This is a genomic window from Marinobacter sp. CP1, assembly GCF_001266795.1.
Taxonomy (GTDB): domain Bacteria; phylum Pseudomonadota; class Gammaproteobacteria; order Pseudomonadales; family Oleiphilaceae; genus Marinobacter; species Marinobacter flavimaris.
Window position 1 is genome coordinate 1813555 of record NZ_CP011929.1, and the last position, 24217, is coordinate 1837771.

Sequence of the window (24217 nt, forward strand, 5' to 3'; positions counted from 1 at the left end):
AAGCCAACATGGAGTTGAGAGAATGAGCGTCAGCATCGGCCCATTGAGCCTGTCCATCGGCCACCTGCTCCTGGTCATCGCCTTCGGCCTGGCTCTGCTGGTTGGAGGGGTGCTGGGCCGCAAATATAGGGTGCCCGTAGCCGGATCGGTGGCCGATATCTTCGTGGTAGCGATGCTCTGTGCCCGGGTCGGTTTCGTTATCAGTTACTTCGAGCATTACCAGAATGATCTTCTGGGCATCATTGATATCCGGGACGGCGGTTTCGATGTGCTCTGGGGTGTCGTCGGCGCCCTCATCTTCACCGGCTTTCTGCTCTGGCGCAGGGAAGCGCAGCGCAAACCCCTGGCTACTGCTGCGCTGACGGGCGCCCTGTTCTGGGCTGCCACCGCAGGAACCATCACACTGATCGAACAGCAGGCCCGAGGCATGCCGGACGTTGCGCTGCGTTCGCTCAATGGCGAAGCAGTCCACATGGACCAGTTAGCTCCGGGCAAACCCCTGGTGGTGAACCTCTGGGCCACCTGGTGCCCGCCCTGTATTCGCGAAATGCCGGTGCTGGAGGAGGCCCAGCATATCTACCAGGATGTCGCCTTTGTGTTTGCCAACCAGAGGGAACAGCCGGAAACCATCCGTTCCTTTCTTGAGGAAAACCGTCTGAACCTGAACAATCTGTACCGGGACGATCAGGCTCAGCTGGCCCGGGCTGTGGGCAGCAATGGCTTACCAACCACGCTTTTCTACAATGCCCAGGGCCAATTAATCGATTCCCACATGGGCGAACTGTCACGGGCAACACTGGCAAGAGGCCTGGAACAGATCCGTACACCCGAGGAATGAACCTGGCTCGATTTCCCGATAGTGGCCTGAGTTTTCTCTATTGAGTGGCCGCTTTGGCAAAATTTCCCAATGCGCCACTCACTTTATCGAGCACCTCATCGCATCCTTCGATGTCATGGCGGCTCTTCAGGTATTGCGGATCGTTGTACCCCAGCCATACCTCACCGGTGGCATCCTCCCAGATCAGGGCTTTCTGGGGCAGGTCAATGGCCACACTCTGGGCGCACTGCATCAGTGGCGTGCCGACTTTGGGGTTGCCAAAAATAACCACTTCGGTCGGCCGCAGCGCCAGCCCGGCTTTTTCGGCGCCCTGCTGATGATTAACGCGGGCCATGACCGTCATGCCCTTCTCTTTGAGCACAGACTCGAGTTTGTCGGCCGTGGTTTTTACATCGTGACTGCTTTTGATCGCGATCAGTCCATCTGCGGCATGGGTGAACATGGCGAACAGCAGAGTCGATGCCACCAGAACCAGTCTGAGAGTGCAGCGCATAATATCCTCCAGAGGGTTTGCTGAAGTTTTCAGGATAGAACAGAGGCAGGCGTTACGCATGAACGCGCCTCAGTATATCGCTGCCGCACCTTCTGGCCTGCTCTTGAATCGCTTGTGCAGCCAGAGGTACTGATCGGGTTGCTCACGAACAGTGGCTTCAATAAAACCGTTCCAGACTTTGGCGTCCTGTTCCGGATGTTCGCCGAAGGATTCCTGAATCGGAGAGAACACCACCCGGTAACTGCCATCGGGCATTCGCAGGTGACTCACGCAGATAACGGCGGCGCCGGATTCCCGGGCAATGTAGCTCGGCGACGTAATACAGCCGGCACTGACCCCGAAAAAGGGCACAAACACCTCCGACTTGTTGCCGAAATCCTGATCACAGGCGAACCAGACCTGCCCCCCTTCTTTAAGGAACGACAACATGGGTCTGATCTGACGCTTGGTGAAGGGCCGGATACCAAAATGGCGTCGGCGGCCGCGTTCGATCATACGGTCGATCACCGGATTGTTGTTGGGGCGATACATGTAACCCGGCTTATCGAGCTTGCAGGCAATCAAGGGCAGTGCAAAATCGAAAATACTGTAGTGACCACCGATCAGCAGCACACCCTTGCCGCGTCGTTTTGCTTCTTCAAGGTGCTCGGTGCCATACACCGACGCGCTCTCGCAATAGGGAGTCATATCCCGCCACCAGGCATGAACGCTTTCCAGAACGCCACGCGCCGAGGCCACAAAGGCATCCTCAACCAGTTGGCGACGGGTTGCTTCATCCAGATCCGGCATGCAGGCGGCGAGATTGGCGTCCGCAACCCTGGCCCGGGATCGCATTTTTCTGGAAAGCAGCCTCCCCAGCCAGCGACCAAAGCGCTGCTTCAGTCCCATGGGAAGAAATGAGAAAAGCCAGAGCAGGAAGACCAGAGCCCAGGCCCCCCAAAAAGCGGGATGCCAGAGAGCGCGTTTTCTACTTTTTCTACCGGAGGCCATACAACGATCGCCTGTGATCTGTAATAAGGAAGGGGACGCTCAGCCTGACACATTCTCCGCTGGCGGGATACTTGAGATCCTCATGGGCCTTGTTGGCCCAAAAGGGGATCCAATTCCGGAATTCAGGAGTATGGTTTACAGGAGATACGCGTTTATACGTAGAAATCATCCTAAAAGACAGGAAATTCCTCGCTATGTCCCGATGGAAGTTCGCCCCCGGCATTCTTATCCTGCCGCTCGTATTCGCCGGCTGCAGTGAAAATAGCAGCCAACAGACGACAACACAGCCGACAGCAGAGCTCAAACCACCGTCGGAAACCGGGACACTCAAAGTCGCCACCCGCAATGGCTCCACCACCTATTACCTGGATCGCCACGAAAACCCCGTCGGTCCGGAGCACGCACTGATCAGCGCCTACGCCGAGAGTCGGGGCTGGCAGGTAGAATGGACCATGCTTGATTCCACCAGCGACGTTCTGGCGGCGTTGGAATCTGGCAACACCCATCTGGCCGCAGCGGGACTGACGCACCTCGCCTCCCGCGATGAGCGCTTTGTAAGAGGCCCGGCTCACACCGAGATTACCGAACAACTCGTCTGCCATCGCGACGCTCGGCCCATGCCCCGCAAACCTGAGGACATTCCCGGCACTGATATTGTCGTAACCGCCGGCTCCAGCTACGTTGAAACCCTGAACAAGCTGAATGAACAGCATCCGGGAATCGCTTTTGAGGAGGATGCAGATCGCACGACAGAGGTCATTCTCTCGGATGTTGCCGAACGGGATGTCGGCTGCACCGTCGCTGATTCCAACATTGTTCAGGTCATGCGCCGGCATTTCCCCCACCTGGAAGTGGCGATGACGCTCACACAGGGGCGGAATCTTGGCTGGTACATGCCCAAGGCTTCCGAAGATCTGGCCTCCGATGCCCACGAGTGGATGAATAGCGTCGAAGGCGATGAGGCCATAGGGCTGATGGAGAACCGCTACTATGCCTACATTGGCGACTTTGATTTCGTGGATCTGCGGGCCCTGAATCGACGCATTGAAGACCGCCTGCCCGATTTCATCGATCAATTCCGGGAAGCGGAGGCCAAAACCGGCATGCCCGCAGACCTGCTGGCCGCACTGGCCTATCAGGAATCCCACTGGGATCCAGCGGCGAAATCCCCCACCGGTGTCCGCGGCATCATGATGCTTACCCGACGAACCGCCGAATCTCTGGGTGTAACCAACCGGCTCGATCCCGATGCAGCTATTGATGGTGGCGCCCGCTATCTGGCCGACCGTCACCGCCGCCTGCCAGAGACTATTCCTGAGCCGGACCGCACCTTCCTGGCGCTGGCAAGCTACAACATCGGCCGTGGGCACCTGCTGGATGCCCGGGAACTGGCGCGGAACCTGAACAAGAATCCGGACTCCTGGCAGGATATGACCGAGGTGCTACCCCTGAAAGCCGACAAGCGATACTACCCCAGCACCCGCTACGGATACGCCCGAGGCTATGAGCCGGTGCATTACGTGCAGCGCATTCGCAACTACCGGGATGTCATACGTTCGGCTTTTGAGTGATCAGGTTCCGAACAGGGCCGAGCGCAGGGGCCGCAGGAAACCACCGGATTCCTTGTGGCTCGCGTGGGTCCGCTTTCCATCGAATTCCAGGTAGCCATCCTCAATCGGCTCGAATCGCAGGATTTTGACGTCCTCGAGATAATTCTGGGACGACTTCCAGGGCCCGTGAGTGCCCTGGCGGGGCAGGCGATCGGCGGCCCGGCGAATGTAGCCGGCATCCAGAGAGCCAAGCACCGTGTCGTCGCCGCGACTGTTCTCAGTGTCCCGGGCCACCACGGTACGATAGCCACGCTTGTCCATCAGGTTCATCAGCCGGCACAGGTACTCGGCGGCAATGTCCACCTTCAGGGTCCAGGAAATGTTGGTGTAACCGAAGATCATGCCGGCGTTGGGCACGCCCTCCACCATCACGTTCTTGTAGATAATCTTGTCTTTCATCACGACTTCCTGGCCGTCCACGGTCGGCCGGATTCCACCCAGCATCTGGATATCCAGACCTGTTGCCGGGATGATGATATCTGCTTCCAGTTCCTCGCCCGATTTCAGGCGGATGCCGGTTTCCGTGAAGCGGTCAATATGATCGGTGGCAATGGACGCCTTGCCCGCTTTCATGGCCTGGAAAAGGTCCCCGTCTTTTACCACACACAGGCGCTGGTCCCAAGGATTGTAATCCGGCGTGAAGTGCCGCATATCGGCGGTGTCCCCAACCTTGCGTTTGATAATGCCCAGGAACAGCCGGCGCATGAACTTCGGGCTCCTTCTGGAGCGCAAGTAAAGGAAACGGGAAATGGAAATATTCCGGGCCCGGGTCAGCCGATAGGCGGTTCTCTCGGGCAGAATTTTCTGCAGGGCCAGAGACACCTTGTCGGTTGAAGGCAGAGGCATCAGATAGGTGGGTGAGCGCTGCAGCATGGTGACATGAGCGGCCTGCTCTGCCATCGTCGGCACCAGGGTAATGGCAGTTGCGCCGCTGCCAATAACCACCACCTTCTTGCCCGCGTAGTCGAGATCTTCCGGCCAGTGCTGCGGGTGTACGATCTGGCCGCGGAAATCATTTTCACCCAGGAAGTCCGGCTTGTAGCCCTGATCATAATTGTAGTAGCCGGTACAGCCGACCATGAAGTTGGCGGTGTAGTATTCTGTTTCGCCGGTGGCTTCGTTCAGGGCCGAGAGCTTCCAGCATTTGTCGACACCTGACCAGTCCGCTGTCTTCACCGCCAGCCCGAAGCGGATGTGGCGCTCGACATCATGCTCCCTGGCGGTCTCCGCCACATAATTCTTGATCGATGCGCCGTCGGCCAGCACCTTGCCGCCTGTCCAGGGGCGGAAATTGTAGCCGAAGGTAAACATGTCCGAATCCGAGCGGATTCCCGGGTAACGGAACAGATCCCAGGTGCCACCCAGGGACTGCCGACGTTCGAGGATGGCAAACGACTTGCCGGGGCATTCACGCTTAAGATGGCATGCCATGCCAATGCCGGAAACGCCGGCGCCGATGATCAGTACATCGAAATGCTGGTTACTCATTGCCTGTCCTCTCGGATTCCAGTCCGCTTTTTATAATCAATGGCCTGCAATCAAGATAGCTCAGGCTGCGCTGGTCGGGAATTGGCCAAAGTGGTCCCTGCCCCTGGTTGTTTCAGTCAGTCTCGAGATGCGAAACCGCCGACCCGCAACGCCGTTCAACTTCCGGGCGTGAAATCGGGGTATTTCTTCTGCAGCCGATAGAGCCTGATGATGGTGATGATGTTGGTGACCAGCACCATACCCTCGGCCAGGGTGCCACCCAGGGAGCCGATCACGATGTTGTTGAGCATCCAGGCCAGTGCTGCCAGTCCAAGGATGATACGCAGGGGAATACCCCGGAGCATGAACATGCCAACGGTGCCGAAAACCGCGGCAGCCAGGGGGAACACGTCGGTGATCGATTTCCAGGTCGCCCAGGCAACCACCAGATTGACCGCCAGCATGCCCAGCATGATGGGCCAGTTGCCCTGGTATTTGCGGGCCAGGGTAATGCGCAGGATCACCAGTACCGTCAGTGCCGATGCCGTCCAGCTCTCGAAAAACGCAAACATCAGGGCAAAGGCAACGTTGGCGGAAATCAGCAGCACCATCAGCCGGTCGTCGTTCTTGTTGGCGAAGCCGGCAATGCAGAAACCCAGCGCAACAAGACCGCACACCTGGCCCAGCCCCTCGGCGAGGGTCATATCCGCGATAAATTCAGTCATTGTTCAACGGTGTATCTGTTTGTTGCCATAACGGAAATGCCTTCTCCCCGGAAAAGGCTTCAGCCTGTCATAATTACCGGAACTGAGCCACGGAGCACCGTGTGCCAAAGTAATTCGCACCTTTGAGCCAGGACTGTCCCCGACCATGAAAACCGTATTCTCTCCCCTGCACAGCCGCCGACATGTCAAAACCGAACTGGACGGCGGACTGCTGATCGAGCCCCACGAGAAGCCTTCCCGTGCCGAAACCATCCTGGCACGGGTGAAGGATCAGGCCCTTGGAGAGATTCTGGAACCGGAAGAATTCGGTCTGGAACCCGTCAAACGGGTGCACACGGCCGAGTATGTGGCTTTCCTGGAAACCTGCTGGCAGGAATGGCTGGCGGCCGGCAAACCAGGGGAAGCCATCCCGGCGGTCTGGGCCGGGCGCGGCATGCGCCATCGGCTGCCGAAAGACATCGACGGCCGGCTGGGCTACTACAGCTTTGCGGCAGAGACCTCGATTTCAGACGGCACCTGGGAAGCCGCCCGGGCATCAGCCAATGTGGCCCTGACCGCCCAGAAACTGGTGGCCGGGGGTGAACGTGCCGCCTTTGCCCTGTGCCGGCCACCCGGACACCATGCCCACGCCGATCTGTTCGGCGGTTACTGTTTCTTCAACAATGCCGCCATCGTGGCCCAGGCCTTTCGTGACCAGGGCTATGGCAAGGTCGCCGTGCTGGATGTGGACTTCCACCACGGCAACGGCACCCAGGCGATTTTCTACGATCGCAACGACGTGCTGACCATCAGCCTGCATGGCGATCCGGACCTGGTGTTCCCGCATTTTCTCGGTTTTGAAGATGAGACCGGCGAGGGCGTCGGCGAAGGCTACAACCTGAATATGGTCTACCCGCCCAACACCCCCTACAGCGTCTGGAGTCAGGGGCTGGAAACCGCCTGCGAGCGGATCCAGGCATTCCAGCCGGACGCCCTGGTGGTCGCCCTGGGTGTTGATACCTTCGAAGAAGACCCGATTTCGTTCTTCAAGCTGACGTCCGGCGATTACCTGACCCTGGGCCAGAGACTTGCCCGGCTTGGACTACCAACCGTCTTTACCATGGAAGGCGGTTACGACGTCGATGCCATCGGCGTCAATGCGGTCAACGTCATGCAGGGGTTCGACCGGGCTGCAGGCTGAATCAGCCCTTGAAGCCCTTGCCGAGGATGTAGACTTCCCGGGAGCGGGAGCGGGAGGAATCCGGCTTGCGCACCACAACCTTGTCGAAGACAGCACGGACCGATTTCAGGTACTCATCGTACCCTTCGCCCTGAAACACCTTGGCCAGGAAGCTGCCTTTGGGCTTGAGTACCTGGCTTGCCATGTCCAGGGCCAGTTCCACCAGGTACATGGAAGCGGCCTGGTCGGCAACGGTCACGCCGCTGATGTTCGGCGCCATGTCGGAAATCACCACGTCCACCGGGTCATCGCCCAGGGTGGCCATGATCGACTCGAACACATCGTTCTCGGTGAAATCACCCTGGATAAAATCCACGCCGGCAATGGCATCCATGGGCAGGATGTCGGAGGCAATCACGCGGCCCTTGTGGCCCACCAGTTTGGCCGCCACCTGGGACCAGCCACCGGGGGCGGAACCCAGATCCACCACCACCATGTTAGGGTGGATCAGCCGGTCCTTCTTGTTGATTTCAAGAAGCTTGTAACTGGCACGTGAGCGGTAGCCGTCCACCTGCGCCTGTTTCACGAAGGGGTCGTTTACGTGCTCTTCAAGCCAGCGGTTACTGCTTTTGGATCGGGCCATGGGGTCTCTTCAAAACGGGAAAACCAGGCGCTAATTGTACGTGCCGCGCCGGGCGGCGGCAAAATCCTGACAACCGGGCCGGCCACACGTACAATCCGGCCAGCATCCTGTGATTTTTCAGAACCCACCAAGCCCACCTGACGGGAGACCGCCCTCGTGAATCTGGCCGACATCAAAAAGCTGCACCAGAAAAAGTACCGGCAGTCGTTTGGCCACTACCTCGTTGAGGGCGAGCACCTGGTTCTTGAGCTGCAGAAAGCCGCGGCCCGCCAACCTGCTCTTGAAGCCTCGGAGCTCTACGCCACCAGCGCCTATGAGCACTGGCAAAGCCCGTTCAGAACCCATGCCATCAGCGATCGCCAGATGGCACAGCTCGCCGACACCCGGACACCCCAGGGGATTCTTGCGGTGGTGCCCATGCCGGAGCGCCCGGCTGAACCGGTGCCCGGGGAAAAAACGATTTACCTGCATGAGGTTCAGGACCCCGGCAACCTCGGTACGATACTGCGCACCCTCGCCTGGTTCGGCGGTTTCCGATGTCTGCTGAGCCCGGGCAGTGTCGACCCCTTCAACCCGAAGGTAGTGCGAGCCAGCATGGGGGCGCTCTTTCACGTCCCTCTTGAAACCGACGTTGCTCTGACAAGCCTTCCCGACCGATACCAGAGCCTGGCCTGCCTCGACCTCAATGGCGGTTCGATGGCATCCCGGGGCTTCAGGGAACACGACTGTTATCTGTTCGGCAACGAGGCCCGGGGCGTGCCGCGGGAGGCCCTCAATCAATTGAAGGCGGTGTCGTACAGCATTCAAGGCCAGGGGCAGATCGAGTCCCTGAACCTGGCCTCAGCGGTGAATATGTGCACCTACGAATTAATGCGGGACCTTTAGACTGCAAACCCCATGCTCTGAGCACTTTCCCCAATCGTTCTGGCGGAAACCGCCATTGCCTGTGCATTGCCAATTGAGCACGATCAGAGTCTGATCCCGAGACCGGACTGATGACTATGGAACGCTATCTCCAGCCCACCGCTTTTTTTGACTATGACCATCCCCGGCTGCAGGCCTGGATCGAGTCAGAGCTGGAGGGAGTTCCTGATGAGCCGGTGGAGCAGATCAAGGCGCTCTATCTCGCTGTTCGTGACAGCATCAGCTACAACCCCTACGTATTCCGGACCGATGCCAACACGTTCAGTGCCAGCTACGCTCTGGAAAGCGGCGAAACCTACTGCATCCCAAAGGCGGTTCTCCTGGGCGCGGCAGCTCGCTCGATTGGCGTTCCCAGCCGCCTCGGCCTGGCCGATGTACGCAACCATCTCTCAAGCCCGAAACTGATCGAATGGCTGCGGTCGGACATTTTCCGTATGCACGGGTATATCGAGCTGTTCCTGAATGGCCAATGGGTGAAGGCGACGCCGGCGTTCAATCGGCAACTGTGCGAGCTGATGAAGGTGGAGCCGCTGGAATTCGATGGGGTGCACGATTCCATGTTCCAGGAGTACACCGAGGATGGCCACGCGCACATGGAATATGTGAACGACCACGGCCTGTTCGACGACGTGCCCCATGAGTTTATCGTCTCTGGTGTCCGGGCGGCCTACAGTCATCTCTTTGCCGAAGAAGAGGAGCCTGAAGCTCCGAAAGGCAGTCTGGTGCAGGATATATCGAGCCCCTAGAGCCTGCTCGAATCCGCGAAGGCCTTATTCTCTGCTCGCTACCGAGCCCGTTTCCTGCCTTGCCAGCGCTCCAGTGATCGCATCCAGCACGGCATCCGGATCAGGCACGGCCTTCGCAGTCTCAGTCTCGCCAACACGGCTGAACTGCCGGAAATCCACACTGCTCCAATTCTCCGGATCCGCAATGCGCTGTACCTGATCAATATTGTCACGGGTTGCCGGTTCCAGCTTGTAGCGGAACACATAATCCGGTGACATATCATCGAAATCCCGGCCATGGTGATAATCATGCAGCAGGAGCAAGGCAAGCCCACCACCCATGAAATGCCGGCCCAGGCTGACCAGCAACTCCCCGGACCGGATTTTATCCAGGGCTTCGGGTTGCCAGTCGACACTGCCCACCAGCAGATCCTGCCCCGGGACCCGGCCGGCATTCCGGGCAGCTTCAATGGCCCCCAGTGCCATGCCATCGCTGGCGCTCCATATGGAAACAGTCTCCGGATAGCGTTTCAGCAGGACTTCCGTTTTTTCACGGGCCAGGGCTCCGCTCCAGTTGGCATACACAAGCTGCAGAAGCTCACTGCGCTGTTGAACGGCAGCCGCCAGCATCCCCCCGTCCCGATCCTTGCCGGCAGAGGAATCCCGTGTTCCCGAGAGGGCCAACATGGGAATTCTGGATTCGGAGGCGAGCCCTGATTGTTCAGCCTGCTTACCCAGTAGCGTTACCAGGGTGCGACCGGCGGCAATATTGTCCGGCGATAGGTGGCCGAGCCAGCCCTGCAGAACCGTTCGCGGCGTACCGATGCTGGCTCGGGCGCCGTCAGGCACATCGGTATTGAAAGTGAACACCTTTACCCCTGCCCCATCCGCGAGCCTGAGCATGGGTTCGGTAACATTCTCCTTGCACATGAACAGCAGGTAGTCGGGCTTTTCTTCGCGGGCCAGCACGTCCTTCGCCATGCGAAGGTAGCTGAATCGATGACTCTCCCGATCGTACTGAACCTCGAGGTCTACCTCGAGATCCTCCGCCACCGACTCCATGAAACCGGCCACCAGTTGCCAGAAACGGGAGTCGTCCGGGGAAAGAAAAACAACGCTTGGTCGGGTGCCGGCGTCTGCCAAAGGAACTGTAAACAGGAGCAGGAAACCGATGAGGAAGCGGGCTGGAAAGGACTTCATGTAATGAACAACCCTCTGGACGATCTGGCAACGTTCGCTTTCGCGGGGCCTAAGCTACCGACCTGTCGTGTAACACACAAGCGGAGATCCGTAACCAATGTCTCAGTTCAGAAGGGAATGTTCAGCGGCCGGAGCGGGGTCTTCAAACTCAACGTAGAGCTGGCCGGCCAATTGTTCGTAGAGCCCGGCTTCTTTGAGGCTCTTCATCCGAGCCGAGAGCCTGGTCAGGAACTGCCGGTTGGCTTCGGTGTTGTGGCAGGTAAGCCGATCGTAACTTTCAAGAAGGGGCGTCTTCGGATCGTAGCTGAGCTCGTCCATAAAAGGCCGGACATCCGGAACCGCAGCAATCATGGCGCCGAATCTCTGGTGCTCGAGCATGGCCAGGTTCTGGGCATCGCTCTTCGACCAGATCACATTAACGTCGTGGTCCTCCAGCACTCCGTCCAGATAGGTCTCATGACCAATAACCGCACCCACGGTTTTCCCCTCCAGTTGCGACAGGGAACTGATGGGATCTGCGTCCTGCGGGGTGAACAGGTAATAGGTGAATTTGCCGAGTGGAAAACTGGCAATAACCGCATCGTCGCCCAATCGACGCTCAAGGACCTCGGTGAAGGAATAGATGCAGTCTGCGCCATGCTGCTCGAATACCATCATGGCCCGTTTGTAGGGGAAGAACTGCTCGGTCACAGGCGCATCAAGGCCTTCCAGGGCCCTGTGCAGGATTCTCTGGTAAACACCATCCCGGTTTTCGGTCAGCAGACTGGTGATATCCGGAACCGCGATCCGGATCACCGGATCGGCCACGGCAGGCGTACTCAGTATGACTGCGGCAAACAGGAGTACCCGAAATCCAGAGAGGTAGCGTTTCATGACTCGCGCATCAGTCCATGACGACAAATAAATGACTATTTTTCATACAGGTTCCGCAGTATGGCAATGTCGTTTTCTATACGCCAGAAAAACCTTGTTAAATATGGGGATTTGAAAAAAAAAGGCACCGGATCGCTCCGGTGCCTTTCTCTCTCATCAGGCGGCGTTGAGTGGATTACGCCGCTTCGTCTTCGCTCTCGTCCACAGAATTGCGGATCAGGAAGTCAAAGGCGCTGAGGGCGGCTTTGGAACCTTCGCCCATGGAGATCACGATCTGCTTGTAAGGCACGGTCGTCGCGTCGCCCGCTGCAAAAACGCCCGGAATGGAGGTTTCGTTGCGGTCGTTAACGATGATCTCGCCGTGCTGGCTGAGTTCGATGTCACCCTTCAGCCATTCGGTGTTGGGCACCAGGCCGATCTGTACAAACACACCTTCCAGGGAGATGTGATGCTGCTCACCGGAGTTGCGGTCGGTGTAATTCAGACCGTTGACCTTGCCATTCTCCCCGGTAATCTCGGTGGTCTGTCCTGACGTGATGATCTCCACGTTCTTCAGACTCCGCAGTTTCTTCTGCAACACCTCATCAGCACGCATCTCGGCACCGAATTCGATCAGGGTTACATGGCCCACGATACCGGCCAGATCGATGGCTGCCTCGACACCGGAGTTACCTCCACCGATTACCGCCACGCGCTTGCCCTTGAACAGGGGGCCGTCGCAGTGCGGGCAGTAGGCCACACCCTTGTTGCGGTACTCTTCCTCTCCCGGAACGCCCATCTGGCGCCAGCGGGCACCGGTGGACAGCACCAGGCTGCGCGCTTTGAGTGTGGCACCGTTTTCCAACCTTACCTGGTGGAGCATGCCCGGGCGTGACGCCGGGATCAGCTTCTCCGCGCGCTGCATGTTCATGATCTCCACGTCGTATTCCTTGACGTTTTGCTCCATGGCCGCCACCAGTTTCGGACCCTCGGTGTAGGGTACGGAAATCAGGTTCTCAATGCCCATGGTGTCAGCTACCTGGCCACCGAAACGCTCGGCCGCGATGCCGGTGGAAATGCCCTTCCGCGCAGCGTAGATGGCAGCAGAGGCGCCAGCCGGGCCGCCACCAATGATCAGGACCTCAAAGGCGTCTTTCTGATTGATTTTCTCGGCGTCTTTCTCGCTGGAGCTGGTGTCCAGCTTGGCAACAATTTCTTCCAGGGTCATACGGCCCTGGCCCCAGGGCTCACCGTTCATGTAAACGCTGGGAACCGCCATGACTTCGCGCTGCTCCACTTCATCCTGGAACAGGGCCCCATCGATAGAGGTGTTCGTGATGTTCGGGTTCAACACGCTCATCAGGTTCAGGGCCTGAACCACGTCCGGGCAGTTCTGGCAGGACAGCGAGAAGTAGGTTTCAAACTCGAACCGGCCTTCCAGAGACTGGATCTGCTCGATCACATCCTGGGACGCCTTGGAGGGATGACCACCCACCTGCAGCAGGGCCAGGACCAGGGAAGTAAACTCGTGGCCCATGGGGATGCCCGCAAAGCGAACGCCAATATCGGTGCCTACTCGGTTGATGGCGAAGGACGGACGACGCACGTCATTGGATTCTTCAGTGCGGAGACTGATCTTGGAAGACATCGGCTCCAGCTCTTCCAGCAGCTCCCGGAGTTCCTGGGACTTCTTGCTGTCGTCATAGGCCGCAACCAGCTCAATCGGCTGCTGCAGCTTGTCCATGTAGGCCTTGAGCTGTTCCTTGATATTGGCATCCAACATAGTCTGACTTCTCCTTTAAATTTCGGAACTAAGTATTTGAATCAAATACGGTGGTTAAGTTGAGTTGGTGCAACAATACGGCCCCGCCACTCAATGCTCAAATTAATTGACCCAAACTGTTTGATAGGGCTTTGCTATACCTCCAGATTCACCGCTGCTCGGGGCTTGACCAATAGCGCATATCCACCGAAAGCCTGCCGCAGTATGATGTTGTCATATCGTCGCAACATCATTCTCTGGTATCCAGAATAGGCAAAGCATGTTTCTAGACCGTTTCCACTCCGTCCAGGACGGACACGTCGTAATTTCCGCCCTGCAGGCAAGCCAGTTCGCCAAGGAAATTGCGGGGGATTTCAATCCCATCCACGACCCGGATGCCCGCCGTTTCTGCGTTCCAGGAGACCTGCTTTTCGCCATTGTGCTTGCTCGGTTCGGGCTGTCGGAGAATATGACCTTCCGGTTCCGCAGCCTGCTTGGAGAAAATGTGCCGCTCAAGTTCGTTGAAACCGAAAACACCATTGACGTCTGTGACGATGCCGGCAAGGTCTATATCGAGGTGGCCCGCAGTGGCGCGACAACCCGGGATGAGGAGTTGATCGAGACCATCACCCGTGCCTATGTGGCGGCCTCCGGCAAGAACTTTCCCCATACCCTGAAACCTTTGATGGAGTCTAACGGGGTGATGTTCAATCCTGATCGCCCCATGGTGATGTACGAGAGCATGAGCCTGGCCCTGGAGAATCTGGATCTGCCCTCGCCCGGGCTGGAATTGCACAACGCCACCCTGGAGGCAGCCGGTAAACGGGGTAACGTTCTCCTGGAATACCGTCTGACCGCCGATCACACACCAGTGGGCGAAGTGACCAAACGGCTCGTATTAAGTGGTCTGCGGCCCTACTGTGCCGAGGCGATGGCCGGCGTAATTGAAGAGTTCTATCGCCTCAAGGCCCGGGGTGCCGACTATTTCAGCAAGGACAACAGCGGAGACCACAGCAATGCCAATTCAGCCGGGTGATACCCTGCCAGACATCGAACTTCAGGTAATGGGCGAAAAAGGCCCTGAGAAAGTCCGTACCAGTGAACTTTTTGCCGGCAAGAAAGCCGTTCTGTTTGCCGTACCCGGCGCGTTTACCCCCACCTGTTCAGCCGCCCATTTACCCGGTTTTGTGGTAAATGCCGACAAACTGCGGGCCAAAGGCATCGACAGCATCGTTTGCACATCAGTGAACGATGCGTTTGTAATGGACGCCTGGGGCAAGGCCCACAACGCCGAAGAGATCATCATGCTGGCTGATGGCGTGGCAGAGTTCGCCAAGGCTCTGGATCTGACCCAGGATCGGACCGCGAACGGCATGGGCATTCGTAGCCAGCGCTACGCCATGATCGTGAATGACGGCAAGGTTGAGCTGCTGAATATCGACGCCCAGGGATTGGACGAGACCAGCGCCGAAACCATTCTAGAGGCTCTCTGAACCTCACTTTTTCGTCAGACATAAAAAAACCCCGGATTTTCCGGGGTTTTTTGTAACCAAGCTTTCCATTCGGAGAGCTTAGATCTTGCCAACCAGGTCCAGTGACGGAGTCAGCGTTTCTTCGCCTTCCTTCCACTTGGCCGGGCATACTTCGCCAGGATTCTTGCGAACGTACTGAGCGGCTTTCACTTTGCGCATCAGGTCGTCTGCGTCACGGCCGATACCTTCAGCAGTGATTTCCATCGCCTGGATAACGCCGTCCGGATCGATCAGGAAGGTAGCGCGGTCTGCCAGGCCCTGACCTTCGCGCATCACACCAAAGTTGTTGGTGATGGTGCCGTTCTGGTCGCCAACCATGTAGTAGTTGATCTTACCGATGGTCTCGGAGCTGCTGTGCCATGCCTTGTGGGTGAAGTGCGTGTCGGTAGACACGGAGAATACTTCAACGCCCAGTTTTTGCAGCTCTTCATACTTGTCAGCCACGTCGCCCAGCTCGGTCGGGCACACGAAGGTAAAGTCGGCCGGGTAGAAGAAAAATACCGCCCACTTGCCTTTCACGTCTGCTTCGCTGATTTCAACGAACTCGCCGTTTTTGAAGGCGGTAGCGTTGAACGGTTTGATCTCGCTGTTAATGATGCCCATTAAAGAACTCCTTGTTGATGGATTCATAAGTTAATGACTTTGTGGCGCCCACAGTACGGATATCGGCGGTGCGGATAAAATTGATAATTCCCAAGCCAGGGATAGGAAAAACCTATCCCTGGCTTCTGAAGGGAATTTTTCCGCCACCCCGTTTATGGGGTCTTAGCCAGCCAGTTCAATCTTTCCAAAGTCCAGAATATTTTCTTTCGGTGACGCTTTAATGGCAGCCACTTCTGCCCGCTTGTTCGCCAGGATATAGACGAAGCAGCCAAAATACAGCGCAATCACCAGGGCGCCAACCCACTGAATCCGCAAGAAATCCAGCTGGAACAGCATGGTCAGACCAACCATCGCCAGGAAATTGAACACCACATAGTTCACCCGCCCGAGGTGCTGGGCAGTGAGATTGAGATTGTCGGTATAGAGCCGGATCAATGAATCCAGCGAGTTCACCACCATCAACACACCCACCGAAATCATGGCGAGATTGGTGAATGCCGCAATCTGCAGGCCTTCCGCGAGGTAGTGGTAAAGCACGGTAAACCAGACACCAATGGCGATGGACGGTACCACCAGCATGGCAATCAACAGCTGCCAGGTACGGATACCGCTCACAAAACGCGCGGTAAACTGGCCAATCATGATGCTCCAGGCAAACCACCAGAACAGGTAGAACTCGTGGTAGTCGTTGATCGGCAGGGCAAACTGGTGGATGTTGGCGAAGTACTCGCCGATCAATCCGGTGGTGCCAAAGAAGTCTGCCGGTGAGGCCGGAACCACATGCCCACGATCAGGGCAATAAACAACAGGCTCGAGCCCAGACTGAGGATGCGCACATATTTGATCTTGGAGCTGGAATAGACCGCCAGCGCAATCGAGGCAAATACAATGAAGTAGAACGCTGGCACCACCGATTCGCCATCACCTAGCATGGGCAGGTACCAGGGCAGATTCACCAGCAGCAGATAGGCGGTAAACGCACAGGTGCCGATGATCACCACGTTGTTTACGACCTTCACCAACGGAATCTCGAAGAACTGCACCCGCGGCTCAATGATCGCGAAGTAAAAACAGGTCAGGAAATAGAAGCCCCAGATCAGGAACGCCCAGAACCCGAATTCGATAGCCAGGGGGTTGGCAAAGCCGTACTCAGGGCTCGCAGACAGATCGCCATAGCCACCGAACTCGGTCAACGGGAACAGGATCAGCCCCACATCCAGACCTGAGGTGAACAGGATGGCGATAAAGGTGAAGGTGCGGACGGGCGTCACGCCGATGCACTGGATGTCCCACCATTTGTACAGAATCAGCACAATGGCGGCGAAGGTGAAGATCAGACCTGCAGATAACCAGAGTGTCATAAGGTCCTCCGGTTACTTTGTTTCTTTGCAATGAACAGCATGGGTGTTCCTCCTCTACTTGGTAAGCGCTGCTTCTTTCGAATCGGACACAAACCCAGGACTTGCCTATCGGGCGCCCGAAAACGGCAGAACACCGTCGCGCTGATAGGGAAATCCTGAGGGCTTGCAAAACCCCGGGCGCGTTGCACGCCCGGGTGGGATGACGACGCGCTATGCGAGCGCGCGCTTTGCCTGTCCCGGTCGCTGACGTGTCTGCCACTGGTCGTCCATTACCACAGGCGCGTCAGAGGGTTGCAGGGGCTCCCTGCCCCGGATCAGATCGGCTGCCCGCTCGGCCACCATGATGGTGGGCGAATTCAGGTTGCCATTGGGTATGGTCGGGAAGATGGACGAATCCACCACCCTGAGATTCCGGATACCGTGAACCCGCGTCTCCGGGTCCACCACCGCCAGCTCGTCGGTGCCCATCTTGCAGGAGCAGGACGGGTGGTAGGCGCTCTCCACCGCCTGGCGGACAAACGCATCAATTTCCTCGTCGGTCTGGACCTCGGCACCGGGCTGGATCTCCGCTCCGCGGTACTCGTCCATGGCCGGCTGGTTGATGATTTCCCTGGTCAGGCGCACACAGTCCCGGAAGCCCTCCCGGTCAGCCTCGTGCTGCAGATAGTTGAAGCGGATAGTCGGTGCCTGTTTCGGATCGGCCGATTGCACATGCACAAAGCCCCGACTCTTCGGCTTGTTGTGACCAATGTGCAGCTGGAATCCGTCTCCGTTGAAGGCTTCTTTACCGTCGTAGCGCATGGCTGCCGGTAAGAAGTGATATTGCAGGTCGGGCCACTCGACGCCGGCCTTGGACCGGATAAAGCCACAGGACTCGAAGTGATTGGTGGCGCCCAGACCGTCCTTGCGGAGAATCCAGCGAACACCGATCTTCAGCTTGTTCCACCAGTCCAGCTTGCCGTTGAGCGACACCGGCTGTTTGCAGCGATACTGAAAGTAGAACTCCAGGTGGTCCTGCAGGTTCTCCCCGACACCGGGTAACTCATGCTTCACCTCAATACCGGCCTGCTCCAGTACCTCACGCTTGCCAATACCAGAGAGCTGGAGCAGGTGGGGTGAACCGATAGAGCCCGCTGACAGGATGACTTCCTCGGCGGCTTTCGCCTCGTGCACCTTGCCGCCCTGCTCGTAACGGACACCGGTGGCGGTTTTGCCATCCCGTCCATCCAAAAGCACCTTGTGCACCAGGGCATGGGTGACCACGGTCAGGTTATCCCGCTCCATGGCCGGGCGCAGATAGGCATTGGCGGTGGATCAGCGACGCCCGTTCTTGACGGTCATGTGCATGGCGCCGAAGCCTTCCTGCTGGGTACCGTTGTAATCGTCGGTTTCGAAATACCCGGCATCGGAACCCGCCCTGATAAAGGCCTTATAGAGCGGATTCTGCATGTTGTTGCCGTTATTGACACCGAGCGGGCCCTTATCGCCCCGGTAGTCGTTGCCGCCAAAGGCCCAGGTCTCGGCCTTCCTGAAATAGGGCAGGACGTTGCGGTAATGCCAGCCGGTAGCGCCCTCGGAATCCCATTCGTCAAAATCCCGGGCGTGGCCACGGACATACACCATGCCGTTGATGGAGGAGGAACCACCCAGCACCTTGCCCCGGGGGCAGTGCATGCGGCGGTTGTCCAGGAACGGCTCCGGCTCGGTCTCGAACTGCCAGGCGTATTTTTTGGTGTTCATGGGAATGGACAGGGCGGTGGGCATCTGGATGAAGATGCTCTTGTCGCTGCCGCCGGTTTCCAGCAGCAGCACCCGGTGGCGCGCGTCCTCGGTCAGACGGTTGGCCAGCACGCAACCGGCGGAACCCGCACCCACAATGATGTAGTCGTATCGATTTTCTGTCATACGCGTTCTCCTGTGTCGTGTGCGGGATTAGAACGGGGCGTCGAGGTCTTCCATGCCCACATACACCGATTTGATCTGGGTGTAGTGAGCAATGGTTTCGCGCCCGTTCTCGCGGCCGATGCCGGAGAGTTTGTAGCCGCCGACCGGCATTTCCGCCGGGGAAGCGCCGTAGCTGTTGATCCAGCAGATGCCGGCCTGGATCTGGTGAATCACCCGGTGGGCCCGACGGATATCGTTGGTGAACACGCCAGCGGCCAGACCGGTATCCGTGTTATTTGCGCGGGCAATCACCTCGTCCTCATCGCGGAAAGTAAGGACCGACATCACCGGCCCGAAAATCTCTTCCTTTACGATGGTCATATCATCGGTGCAGTCGTTGAAAATGGTGGGTTCCACAAAATAGCCGCCTTTGCAATCCTCCGGCTCAAAGGCCCGACCACCGTGGCTGAGAGTCGCGCCTTCGGACAGGCCTTTGGCGATGTAATCGAGCACCAGATCCCGGTGTTTTGCGGAGATGAGCGCGCCGAAATTGGTGTCCGGATTCATCGGGTCGCCAGGCTTGATATTGTTGCGGGTGCGTTCCAGCAGACGTTCGATAAAGCGCGGGTACAGATCTTCATGAACAAACACCCGGGTGCCGTTGGTGCAGATCTCACCTTGGGTGTAGAAGTTGCCGACCATGGCGGCGGAAATGGCGTTCTCGAGATCCGCATCGTCAAAGATGATCAGCGGTGACTTCCCGCCCAGCTCCATGGTGACGTCCTTCAGGGTGGAAGATGCCGCTGCCATCACCTTCTTGCCGGTGGCCACTTCTCCCGTGAAGGAGACCTTGGCAATCTCCGGGTGGTGGGTCAGCCACTGGCCAACTTCGGCGGCGCCCTGCACCACGTTGAACACGCCCGCCGGCACGCCCGCTTCGGTAAAGATTTCCGCCAGCTTCACCGCACCCATGGGGGTTTCCTCGGATGGCTTGAAGATCATGGCGTTACCGCAGGCCAGGGCCGGCGCGGATTTCCAGCAGGCGATCTGGATCGGGTAGTTCCAGGCGCCAATGCCGGCGCAGATGCCCAGGGGCTCCCGGCGGGTGTAGTAAAAATCACCGCCCAGGTCCTGTTGGTTACCTTCGATGGAGGGTGCCAGGCCGGCAAAGAACTCAACCGCATCGGCACCGGTGACCACATCCACGGCTTCTGCTTCCTGCCAGGGCTTGCCAGTATCGCGCACCTCTGCGGCAGCCAATTCATCATTACGCTCTCTCAGAAGCGCAACCGCCCGAAGCAAAATCCGGCTGCGCTGGATGGCAGTCATGGCAGACCACTCGGCAAAACCGGCGCGGGCACTTTCAATGGCGGCCTGCTGCACGGATTCATCCGCCACTTCCACTTCGTAGATAACCTGACCCGTGGCCGGGTTCACCACAGGGAAGGTTTCGCCGGTGCTGTTGGCCAGGAAACGGCCATGGACGAAATTCTGAACAACAGGAAGAGATGCAGACATAGTCGGTAATTAACCTCAGTTCGGTGTCTTCAGGCCTTGTGGGCCGTTCGAATCAATCCCGGCTCAGGCGGTTGCCTGCGCCAGTGTCTCGTGGACAAATTTCTTGCAGAGCCGCTCACCGGCTTCAAAACTCTCTGCCGGGTCCAGGCTCAGGGCACTGCGCAACCAGAACCCATCGATCATTGCCGCGGTTTGCCGGGCGGCCTCAGTCGCTGCGCCGGGTTCAAGCACCTGTGCGAAGGAATATCGCAGGTTGCTGTACAGCCGGGCGTTGTTGATCTGCTGCAGCCGCTTGAGCCCCGGCTCATGCATCGACCGGGCCCAGAAGCTCAGCCAGGTCTTGGCCGCCAGCGCCGAGCGCTGAAACTCGGAAAAGTTCGACTCGATGATGCAATTGAGCCGCTGTTCCGGGGAGCGGTCGGTCTTGGCCATGCGCTCCCGCAGTTCCTTGCCCAGTTGATCGAGCAGATAACGCAGGGCCGCCTCAATCAGACCCTGCTTGCCGCCGAAATAATGGCTGATAATCCCGGAGGACATGCCCGCCCGTTTGCTGATGCTCACAATGGTGGTGTTCTGCATGCCCAGCTCGGCAATCGAATGCATGGTGGCTTCAATCAGCTGCTGCTTGCGTGTGTCTTTGACCCCAACTTTTGGCATGGCGGCTTCGGTTACTCGTCTTGTTTCCGGTGTTGAAAAGCAGCACCAATCAGCCCTGCTTTTTATTAATTGAACGTTCAATTAATAAAAATCTTACAGAAGCGAGGCGGGGAATTCAAACCTGATCAGAAAGCAGGGAAGCCTCGCGCCACTCTGATATGGCGCGGTTGTGACGGCAGGAAGGGCAAGCAAATATCAGCTATGGCGACGGTAATCCGGGTCTGTCCAGCACACAGGAAGCGCTTCACCGGAGGGAAATGCGAGTTCGGCTTTTTTAAACAATTCAGGATCCTGCGCCTCCTCTCCGTAATGGAGGCTGCCTCGCACCTGCTGGCTATGGGGATCAAACAGCGCCTGTGTATCCAGAACTTCGATCAGGTGCCCGGTTGCTTTTTCAGCGACGAACATAGAGGCCTCCTTGGGAATGAATGTCTCCTTTCAACGTAGCAGATGGGCCGCTATCGAGACAGGTGCTTGAGGGCTACGGGGAGCACAAAAGGACGGGTGGGCAAGGCGGAGAATCTGCAGATATGAGACATTTCGCTACATTAAATATTGGTTCTCGGCTTTTCCGGTGAAGAAAGGCTGTTAAGCTGATGATCAGGAAAATAAAAAAGCCTGATGGCGATATAACGGGGTCTACTGTTGGTGATCCTCAGCACTGCTCTGCGTATCTTTTTACTGAGTCTGGCGACTTTCACGTCGCAGTTTGCGCATGCGAATAGCGCCCCGGTCACACTTGCCTCAGAAAAACCGATTGAAAGCCATTTCCAGTACTGGGAAGACGCCAGCGCCGAAGCGGAACTGGCCGATGTTCGCGCCCTTCCCGATCGCGCCTGGCAGACCAATCCATCGGGTAAGGCCACCTTCGGGATTACCGATTCCGCCTACTGGCTGCGGGTTGAGGTGCAAAACCAGACCGGCCGCGACCAGCTTCTGATTGCAGAGCTGGGCTATTCCCAGCTTGATGACGTGGTGTTTCACGAGCTCTCCGGCGGCACCCTGCTCCGAGAATTCGCCACCGGGGACACCCGCTCTTTCTACCCCAGGGATGTCGACCATCCCAACATGCTATATCGATTCCATGTAGCCCCGGACGCCTCGAAAACGCTTTATATCCGGGTCGCCACCCAGGGCACGATGGTGGTGCCGCTGCAGATCTGGCAACAGAATGATTTTTACGAGGCCGCTGCCAACGAGCAGAAGCTGCACTTTTTCTATTACGGCAGTCTGGCAGTGATCATCCTGATCAACCTGGCCGTGTTCCTGACCCTGCGAGAAAAGCTGTACCTGTACTACGCCCTGGCCATTTCCGGCTACTTCCTGTTCTTCGCCGCTGTGCGCGGCTATACACTTCAGCACATCTACCCGGGCGCACCGTTTCTTCACACGCATGTGCTTCTGCTGTCGATGCCATTCCTGGCGATGTTTTCGATACTTTTCTGCATGGAGTTCCTCCAGGTTCGCTCTAACAGCCCCAGGCTGTACCGGGCCCTGCAGGCTATGCTCTTGTTTGAAATGCTGTTTTTCCTGTCTGCGCCGCTGCTGGATTACGACACCGGTATCCGGGTGGCGGCCGTTTCCGCGTTCGCGTTCTTCTCACTGCTCCTGGTGGCCGGCCCTGTGGCCTGGGCTGCCGGTGTCAGGGCCGGGGTGTTCTTCACGATCGCCTGGACACCTCTTACGATAGGGGTCTCGGCAACGGCGGGGCGGGCCCTGGGCCTGCTGCCGGAGAATTTCTTTACCGAGTACGCCATGCAGATCGGCTCCGGGCTCGAGGCTTTCATTCTCACGCTTGCCCTCGCCGACCGCCTATACCGGGAACGGGAACAGAAAATCCAGGCTCAGGCCGATATCCTCAAACAACAGAAGGCCCGCAACGAAGCCCAGACCCAATTGAATGAAGCACTGACCCATGACCCGGTGACCGGGCTACCAAACCGGAACCGATTCGAATGGATGGTGGATGAGCAATTGCGGCAGAACCCCAACGGCCGCTTCATGGTGGGCGTTACCCGGATAACGCAGCTCAAGGAAATCAACCGGACCCTGGGCCTGGACCGTAGCGAACGTTTGCTCAAGGCCATGGCAGAGCAGATGACCCGTTTGGCCTCAGGCCTGCCCATGGTTCATCAAACCGTCGATGCGCGTGGGAACGATGAGCGGGTATATCAGCTGTCTGGCGACAGTTTTGGTTTGTTGGTGAACGTCAGTAAAACGGCAGACGACTTCCAGTCGCTGGATAACGCACTTAAACAACTGGCGGAACCCGTGTTGCTGGATAACATCGCCATAGAGCCCAATCCCCGGTTCGGTGCCGCCAGCTATCCGGAACATGGCAAGAAAGCCGCTCTGCTGATCCGCAATGCCCATGTCGGCATGGAAATGGCGCCTCATGGCCCTTATCAAACCGGCCTGTATTCCCGCAAGGATGACATCTATGACGAAAGCCGGCTGACATTGATGTCCGACCTCCGGGAGGCACTGCACCACAATCAGACCGAGCTCTACTATCAGCCCAAAATCAGCCTGGCGACAGGTAAAGTGGTGGGTGTGGAAGCCCTGATCCGCTGGCATCACCCGGACCGGGGCTGGGTGCCACCGATCGACTTCGTTCCCATGGCGGAGAAAACCGGTGTGATCAAACACCTGACTCGCTGGGTGGTGGATCAGGCTATGAACGATCTCAAAGCACTCCACGAGATTGATCCGGAGCTGACCATCTCAGTGAATATCTCCGCTCGCGATCTCAGTTCTCCAGAACTGATTGGCCTGTTTGAAACCCGCATAAAGCGATATCAGCTACAGGCGGAACAGGTCATCATCGAACTCACCGAAACCGCGGCCATGGACGATCCACACCGGGGCCTGAAAGCCCTGAATGAATTGACGGCGATCGGGCTCAAGCTCTCAATTGACGACTTCGGCGCCGGCTACTCCTCACTCTCCTACCTGAAGAAGCTGCCCGCCAGCGAAATAAAGCTGGACCGCACCCTGCTGCAGGACATCGAGTCCAGCGACAGCGCCCGGATGATTGTGGAAACCGCCATCAGTATGGGCCAGGGCCTGGGTTATCGGGTGGTTGCCGAAGGCATTGAGACCGAAAAATCGGCACACCTCCTTGAATCTCTCGGAGCGGAAATGCTCCAGGGCTACTGGATTTGCCCACCGAAGCCTCTGGACGATCTCAAGGCATGGCTGGAGGTTGAAAGAAAGACACCGGGCCTCCAAGGACTGCACTAACAGTACACTTCTCGGGAAAGGATTGTTCTTT

The 24217-nt window shown here is 57.8% G+C and carries 22 protein-coding genes and 1 pseudogene; 8 read left to right on the forward strand and 15 right to left on the reverse strand.

From position 1 onward, the window contains the following. Window positions 1–22 precede the first annotated feature (22 nt). Window positions 23–838 (forward strand): prolipoprotein diacylglyceryl transferase family protein, encoded by an 816-nt coding sequence (locus tag ACP86_RS08490; RefSeq protein ID WP_053113317.1) that lies wholly within the window; start codon window positions 23–25, stop codon window positions 836–838. Between the two features lie 37 nt (window positions 839–875). Here the strand turns inward: ACP86_RS08490 and ACP86_RS08495 are convergent, their stop codons facing one another. Both ACP86_RS08495 and ACP86_RS08500 read right to left on the reverse strand, forming a co-directional pair. Beyond that, window positions 876–1331, reverse strand: a complete 456-nt coding sequence (locus tag ACP86_RS08495; protein WP_053113318.1) for a DUF302 domain-containing protein — start codon at window positions 1329–1331, stop codon at window positions 876–878. Window positions 1332–1400: 69 nt separating this feature from the next. Beyond that, on the reverse strand, window positions 1401–2321 hold the full coding sequence (locus tag ACP86_RS08500; RefSeq protein ID WP_053113319.1) for a lysophospholipid acyltransferase family protein: 921 nt from the start codon (window positions 2319–2321) through the stop codon (window positions 1401–1403). Between the two features lie 194 nt (window positions 2322–2515). Between ACP86_RS08500 and mltF the strand changes: the two genes are divergently transcribed. After that, window positions 2516–3892 (forward strand): membrane-bound lytic murein transglycosylase MltF, encoded by a 1377-nt coding sequence (mltF, locus tag ACP86_RS08505; protein WP_053113320.1) that lies wholly within the window; start codon window positions 2516–2518, stop codon window positions 3890–3892. Here the strand turns inward: mltF and ACP86_RS08510 are convergent, their stop codons facing one another. Both ACP86_RS08510 and ACP86_RS08515 read right to left on the reverse strand, forming a co-directional pair. Beyond that, window positions 3893–5419: a flavin-containing monooxygenase gene (locus ACP86_RS08510; protein WP_053113321.1), complete on the reverse strand. Its 1527-nt coding sequence runs from the start codon at window positions 5417–5419 to the stop codon at window positions 3893–3895. 155 nt (window positions 5420–5574) lie between these two features. Next, window positions 5575–6123 carry a YgjV family protein gene (locus ACP86_RS08515; RefSeq protein WP_053113322.1) on the reverse strand — a complete coding sequence of 183 codons (549 nt, stop codon included), beginning with the start codon at window positions 6121–6123 and terminating at the stop codon, window positions 5575–5577. A gap of 145 nt (window positions 6124–6268) precedes the next feature. Between ACP86_RS08515 and ACP86_RS08520 the strand changes: the two genes are divergently transcribed. Next, entirely contained in the window at window positions 6269–7303 is a 1035-nt protein-coding gene (locus ACP86_RS08520; protein WP_053113323.1) for a histone deacetylase family protein, read from the forward strand. Window position 7304: 1 nt separating this feature from the next. On the opposite strand, the gene rlmE is transcribed toward ACP86_RS08520, so the two are convergent. Next, window positions 7305–7925 (reverse strand): 23S rRNA (uridine(2552)-2'-O)-methyltransferase RlmE, encoded by a 621-nt coding sequence (gene rlmE / locus ACP86_RS08525; RefSeq protein ID WP_053113324.1) that lies wholly within the window; start codon window positions 7923–7925, stop codon window positions 7305–7307. 156 nt (window positions 7926–8081) lie between these two features. Here rlmE and ACP86_RS08530 point away from each other — a divergent pair, with 156 nt between their 5' ends. Both ACP86_RS08530 and ACP86_RS08535 read left to right on the forward strand, forming a co-directional pair. Then, window positions 8082–8810 (forward strand): TrmH family RNA methyltransferase, encoded by a 729-nt coding sequence (locus ACP86_RS08530; protein ID WP_053113325.1) that lies wholly within the window; start codon window positions 8082–8084, stop codon window positions 8808–8810. 116 nt (window positions 8811–8926) lie between these two features. Beyond that, the gene (locus ACP86_RS08535) at window positions 8927–9595 is read left to right on the forward strand and encodes a transglutaminase-like domain-containing protein (protein WP_008172637.1); all 669 of its coding nucleotides are present in this window, start codon (window positions 8927–8929) and stop codon (window positions 9593–9595) included. A 24-nt stretch (window positions 9596–9619) separates the two neighbouring features. On the opposite strand, the gene ACP86_RS08540 is transcribed toward ACP86_RS08535, so the two are convergent. From ACP86_RS08540 to ahpF, 3 genes are all read right to left on the reverse strand, one after another. Beyond that, on the reverse strand, window positions 9620–10774 hold the full coding sequence (locus tag ACP86_RS08540; protein WP_053113326.1) for an ABC transporter substrate-binding protein: 1155 nt from the start codon (window positions 10772–10774) through the stop codon (window positions 9620–9622). A gap of 102 nt (window positions 10775–10876) precedes the next feature. Then, on the reverse strand, window positions 10877–11647 hold the full coding sequence (locus ACP86_RS08545) for a transporter substrate-binding domain-containing protein (RefSeq protein ID WP_053113327.1): 771 nt from the start codon (window positions 11645–11647) through the stop codon (window positions 10877–10879). Between the two features lie 175 nt (window positions 11648–11822). Continuing rightward, complete coding sequence (gene ahpF, locus ACP86_RS08550) at window positions 11823–13409, reverse strand: alkyl hydroperoxide reductase subunit F (protein WP_053113328.1); 1587 nt, start codon at window positions 13407–13409, stop codon at window positions 11823–11825. Window positions 13410–13668: 259 nt separating this feature from the next. Here ahpF and ACP86_RS08555 point away from each other — a divergent pair, with 259 nt between their 5' ends. Together ACP86_RS08555 and ACP86_RS08560 are read left to right on the forward strand one after the other, a co-directional pair. Further along, window positions 13669–14424 (forward strand): DUF3581 domain-containing protein, encoded by a 756-nt coding sequence (locus ACP86_RS08555; protein WP_053113329.1) that lies wholly within the window; start codon window positions 13669–13671, stop codon window positions 14422–14424. Beyond that, complete coding sequence (locus ACP86_RS08560; protein ID WP_053113330.1) at window positions 14405–14881, forward strand: peroxiredoxin; 477 nt, start codon at window positions 14405–14407, stop codon at window positions 14879–14881. The genes ACP86_RS08555 and ACP86_RS08560 overlap by 20 nt, the downstream gene beginning before the upstream one ends. Before the next feature lie 78 nt (window positions 14882–14959). Here the strand turns inward: ACP86_RS08560 and ahpC are convergent, their stop codons facing one another. The 7 genes and pseudogenes from ahpC to ACP86_RS08590 all read right to left on the reverse strand — a co-directional run bounded on the left by ahpC (window position 14960) and on the right by ACP86_RS08590 (window position 21351). Beyond that, a complete protein-coding gene (gene ahpC / locus ACP86_RS08565; RefSeq protein ID WP_008172630.1) occupies window positions 14960–15523 on the reverse strand; it encodes an alkyl hydroperoxide reductase subunit C in 564 nt (187 codons plus the stop codon). A gap of 162 nt (window positions 15524–15685) precedes the next feature. Next, a complete protein-coding gene (locus tag ACP86_RS23180) occupies window positions 15686–16261 on the reverse strand; it encodes a BCCT family transporter (protein ID WP_227507851.1) in 576 nt (191 codons plus the stop codon). After that, entirely contained in the window at window positions 16258–16884 is a 627-nt protein-coding gene (locus ACP86_RS23185) for a hypothetical protein (RefSeq protein ID WP_227507852.1), read from the reverse strand. The genes ACP86_RS23180 and ACP86_RS23185 overlap by 4 nt, the downstream gene beginning before the upstream one ends. A 210-nt stretch (window positions 16885–17094) precedes the next feature. Continuing rightward, a pseudogene (gene betA, locus ACP86_RS08575) lies at window positions 17095–18789 on the reverse strand (choline dehydrogenase). 27 nt (window positions 18790–18816) lie between these two features. Beyond that, a complete protein-coding gene (gene betB / locus ACP86_RS08580; protein WP_053113331.1) occupies window positions 18817–20286 on the reverse strand; it encodes a betaine-aldehyde dehydrogenase in 1470 nt (489 codons plus the stop codon). 63 nt (window positions 20287–20349) lie between these two features. Further along, window positions 20350–20943: a transcriptional regulator BetI gene (betI, locus tag ACP86_RS08585; RefSeq protein WP_014578776.1), complete on the reverse strand. Its 594-nt coding sequence runs from the start codon at window positions 20941–20943 to the stop codon at window positions 20350–20352. Window positions 20944–21138: 195 nt separating this feature from the next. Then, window positions 21139–21351 (reverse strand): hypothetical protein, encoded by a 213-nt coding sequence (locus ACP86_RS08590; RefSeq protein WP_053113332.1) that lies wholly within the window; start codon window positions 21349–21351, stop codon window positions 21139–21141. 240 nt (window positions 21352–21591) lie between these two features. Here ACP86_RS08590 and ACP86_RS08595 point away from each other — a divergent pair, with 240 nt between their 5' ends. Next, window positions 21592–24186, forward strand: a complete 2595-nt coding sequence (locus tag ACP86_RS08595) for an EAL domain-containing protein (protein WP_053115497.1) — start codon at window positions 21592–21594, stop codon at window positions 24184–24186. Window positions 24187–24217: the final 31 nt, after the last annotated feature.

Bases quoted from the DNA above. Each gene is read 5' to 3' on its own strand.
- ACP86_RS08555 (WP_053113329.1), top strand. From the start codon at position 13,669: ATGTTTCTAGACCGTTTCCACTCCGTCCAGGACGGACACGTCGTAATT.
- ACP86_RS08590 (WP_053113332.1), bottom strand. From the start codon at position 21,351: ATGTTCGTCGCTGAAAAAGCAACCGGGCACCTGATCGAAGTTCTGGAT.
- betI (WP_014578776.1), bottom strand. From the start codon at position 20,943: ATGCCAAAAGTTGGGGTCAAAGACACACGCAAGCAGCAGCTGATTGAA.
- ACP86_RS08545 (WP_053113327.1), bottom strand. From the start codon at position 11,647: ATGAAACGCTACCTCTCTGGATTTCGGGTACTCCTGTTTGCCGCAGTC.
- ACP86_RS08540 (WP_053113326.1), bottom strand. From the start codon at position 10,774: ATGAAGTCCTTTCCAGCCCGCTTCCTCATCGGTTTCCTGCTCCTGTTT.
- betB (WP_053113331.1), bottom strand. From the start codon at position 20,286: ATGTCTGCATCTCTTCCTGTTGTTCAGAATTTCGTCCATGGCCGTTTC.
- ACP86_RS08495 (WP_053113318.1), bottom strand. From the start codon at position 1,331: ATGCGCTGCACTCTCAGACTGGTTCTGGTGGCATCGACTCTGCTGTTC.
- ahpF (WP_053113328.1), bottom strand. From the start codon at position 13,409: ATGTTGGATGCCAATATCAAGGAACAGCTCAAGGCCTACATGGACAAG.
- ACP86_RS08500 (WP_053113319.1), bottom strand. From the start codon at position 2,321: ATGGCCTCCGGTAGAAAAAGTAGAAAACGCGCTCTCTGGCATCCCGCT.
- ACP86_RS23185 (WP_227507852.1), bottom strand. From the start codon at position 16,884: ATGACACTCTGGTTATCTGCAGGTCTGATCTTCACCTTCGCCGCCATT.
- ACP86_RS08515 (WP_053113322.1), bottom strand. From the start codon at position 6,123: ATGACTGAATTTATCGCGGATATGACCCTCGCCGAGGGGCTGGGCCAG.
- ACP86_RS08560 (WP_053113330.1), top strand. From the start codon at position 14,405: ATGCCAATTCAGCCGGGTGATACCCTGCCAGACATCGAACTTCAGGTA.
- ACP86_RS08510 (WP_053113321.1), bottom strand. From the start codon at position 5,419: ATGAGTAACCAGCATTTCGATGTACTGATCATCGGCGCCGGCGTTTCC.
- ACP86_RS08535 (WP_008172637.1), top strand. From the start codon at position 8,927: ATGGAACGCTATCTCCAGCCCACCGCTTTTTTTGACTATGACCATCCC.
- mltF (WP_053113320.1), top strand. From the start codon at position 2,516: ATGTCCCGATGGAAGTTCGCCCCCGGCATTCTTATCCTGCCGCTCGTA.
- rlmE (WP_053113324.1), bottom strand. From the start codon at position 7,925: ATGGCCCGATCCAAAAGCAGTAACCGCTGGCTTGAAGAGCACGTAAAC.
- ACP86_RS08520 (WP_053113323.1), top strand. From the start codon at position 6,269: ATGAAAACCGTATTCTCTCCCCTGCACAGCCGCCGACATGTCAAAACC.
- ACP86_RS08490 (WP_053113317.1), top strand. From the start codon at position 23: ATGAGCGTCAGCATCGGCCCATTGAGCCTGTCCATCGGCCACCTGCTC.
- ahpC (WP_008172630.1), bottom strand. From the start codon at position 15,523: ATGGGCATCATTAACAGCGAGATCAAACCGTTCAACGCTACCGCCTTC.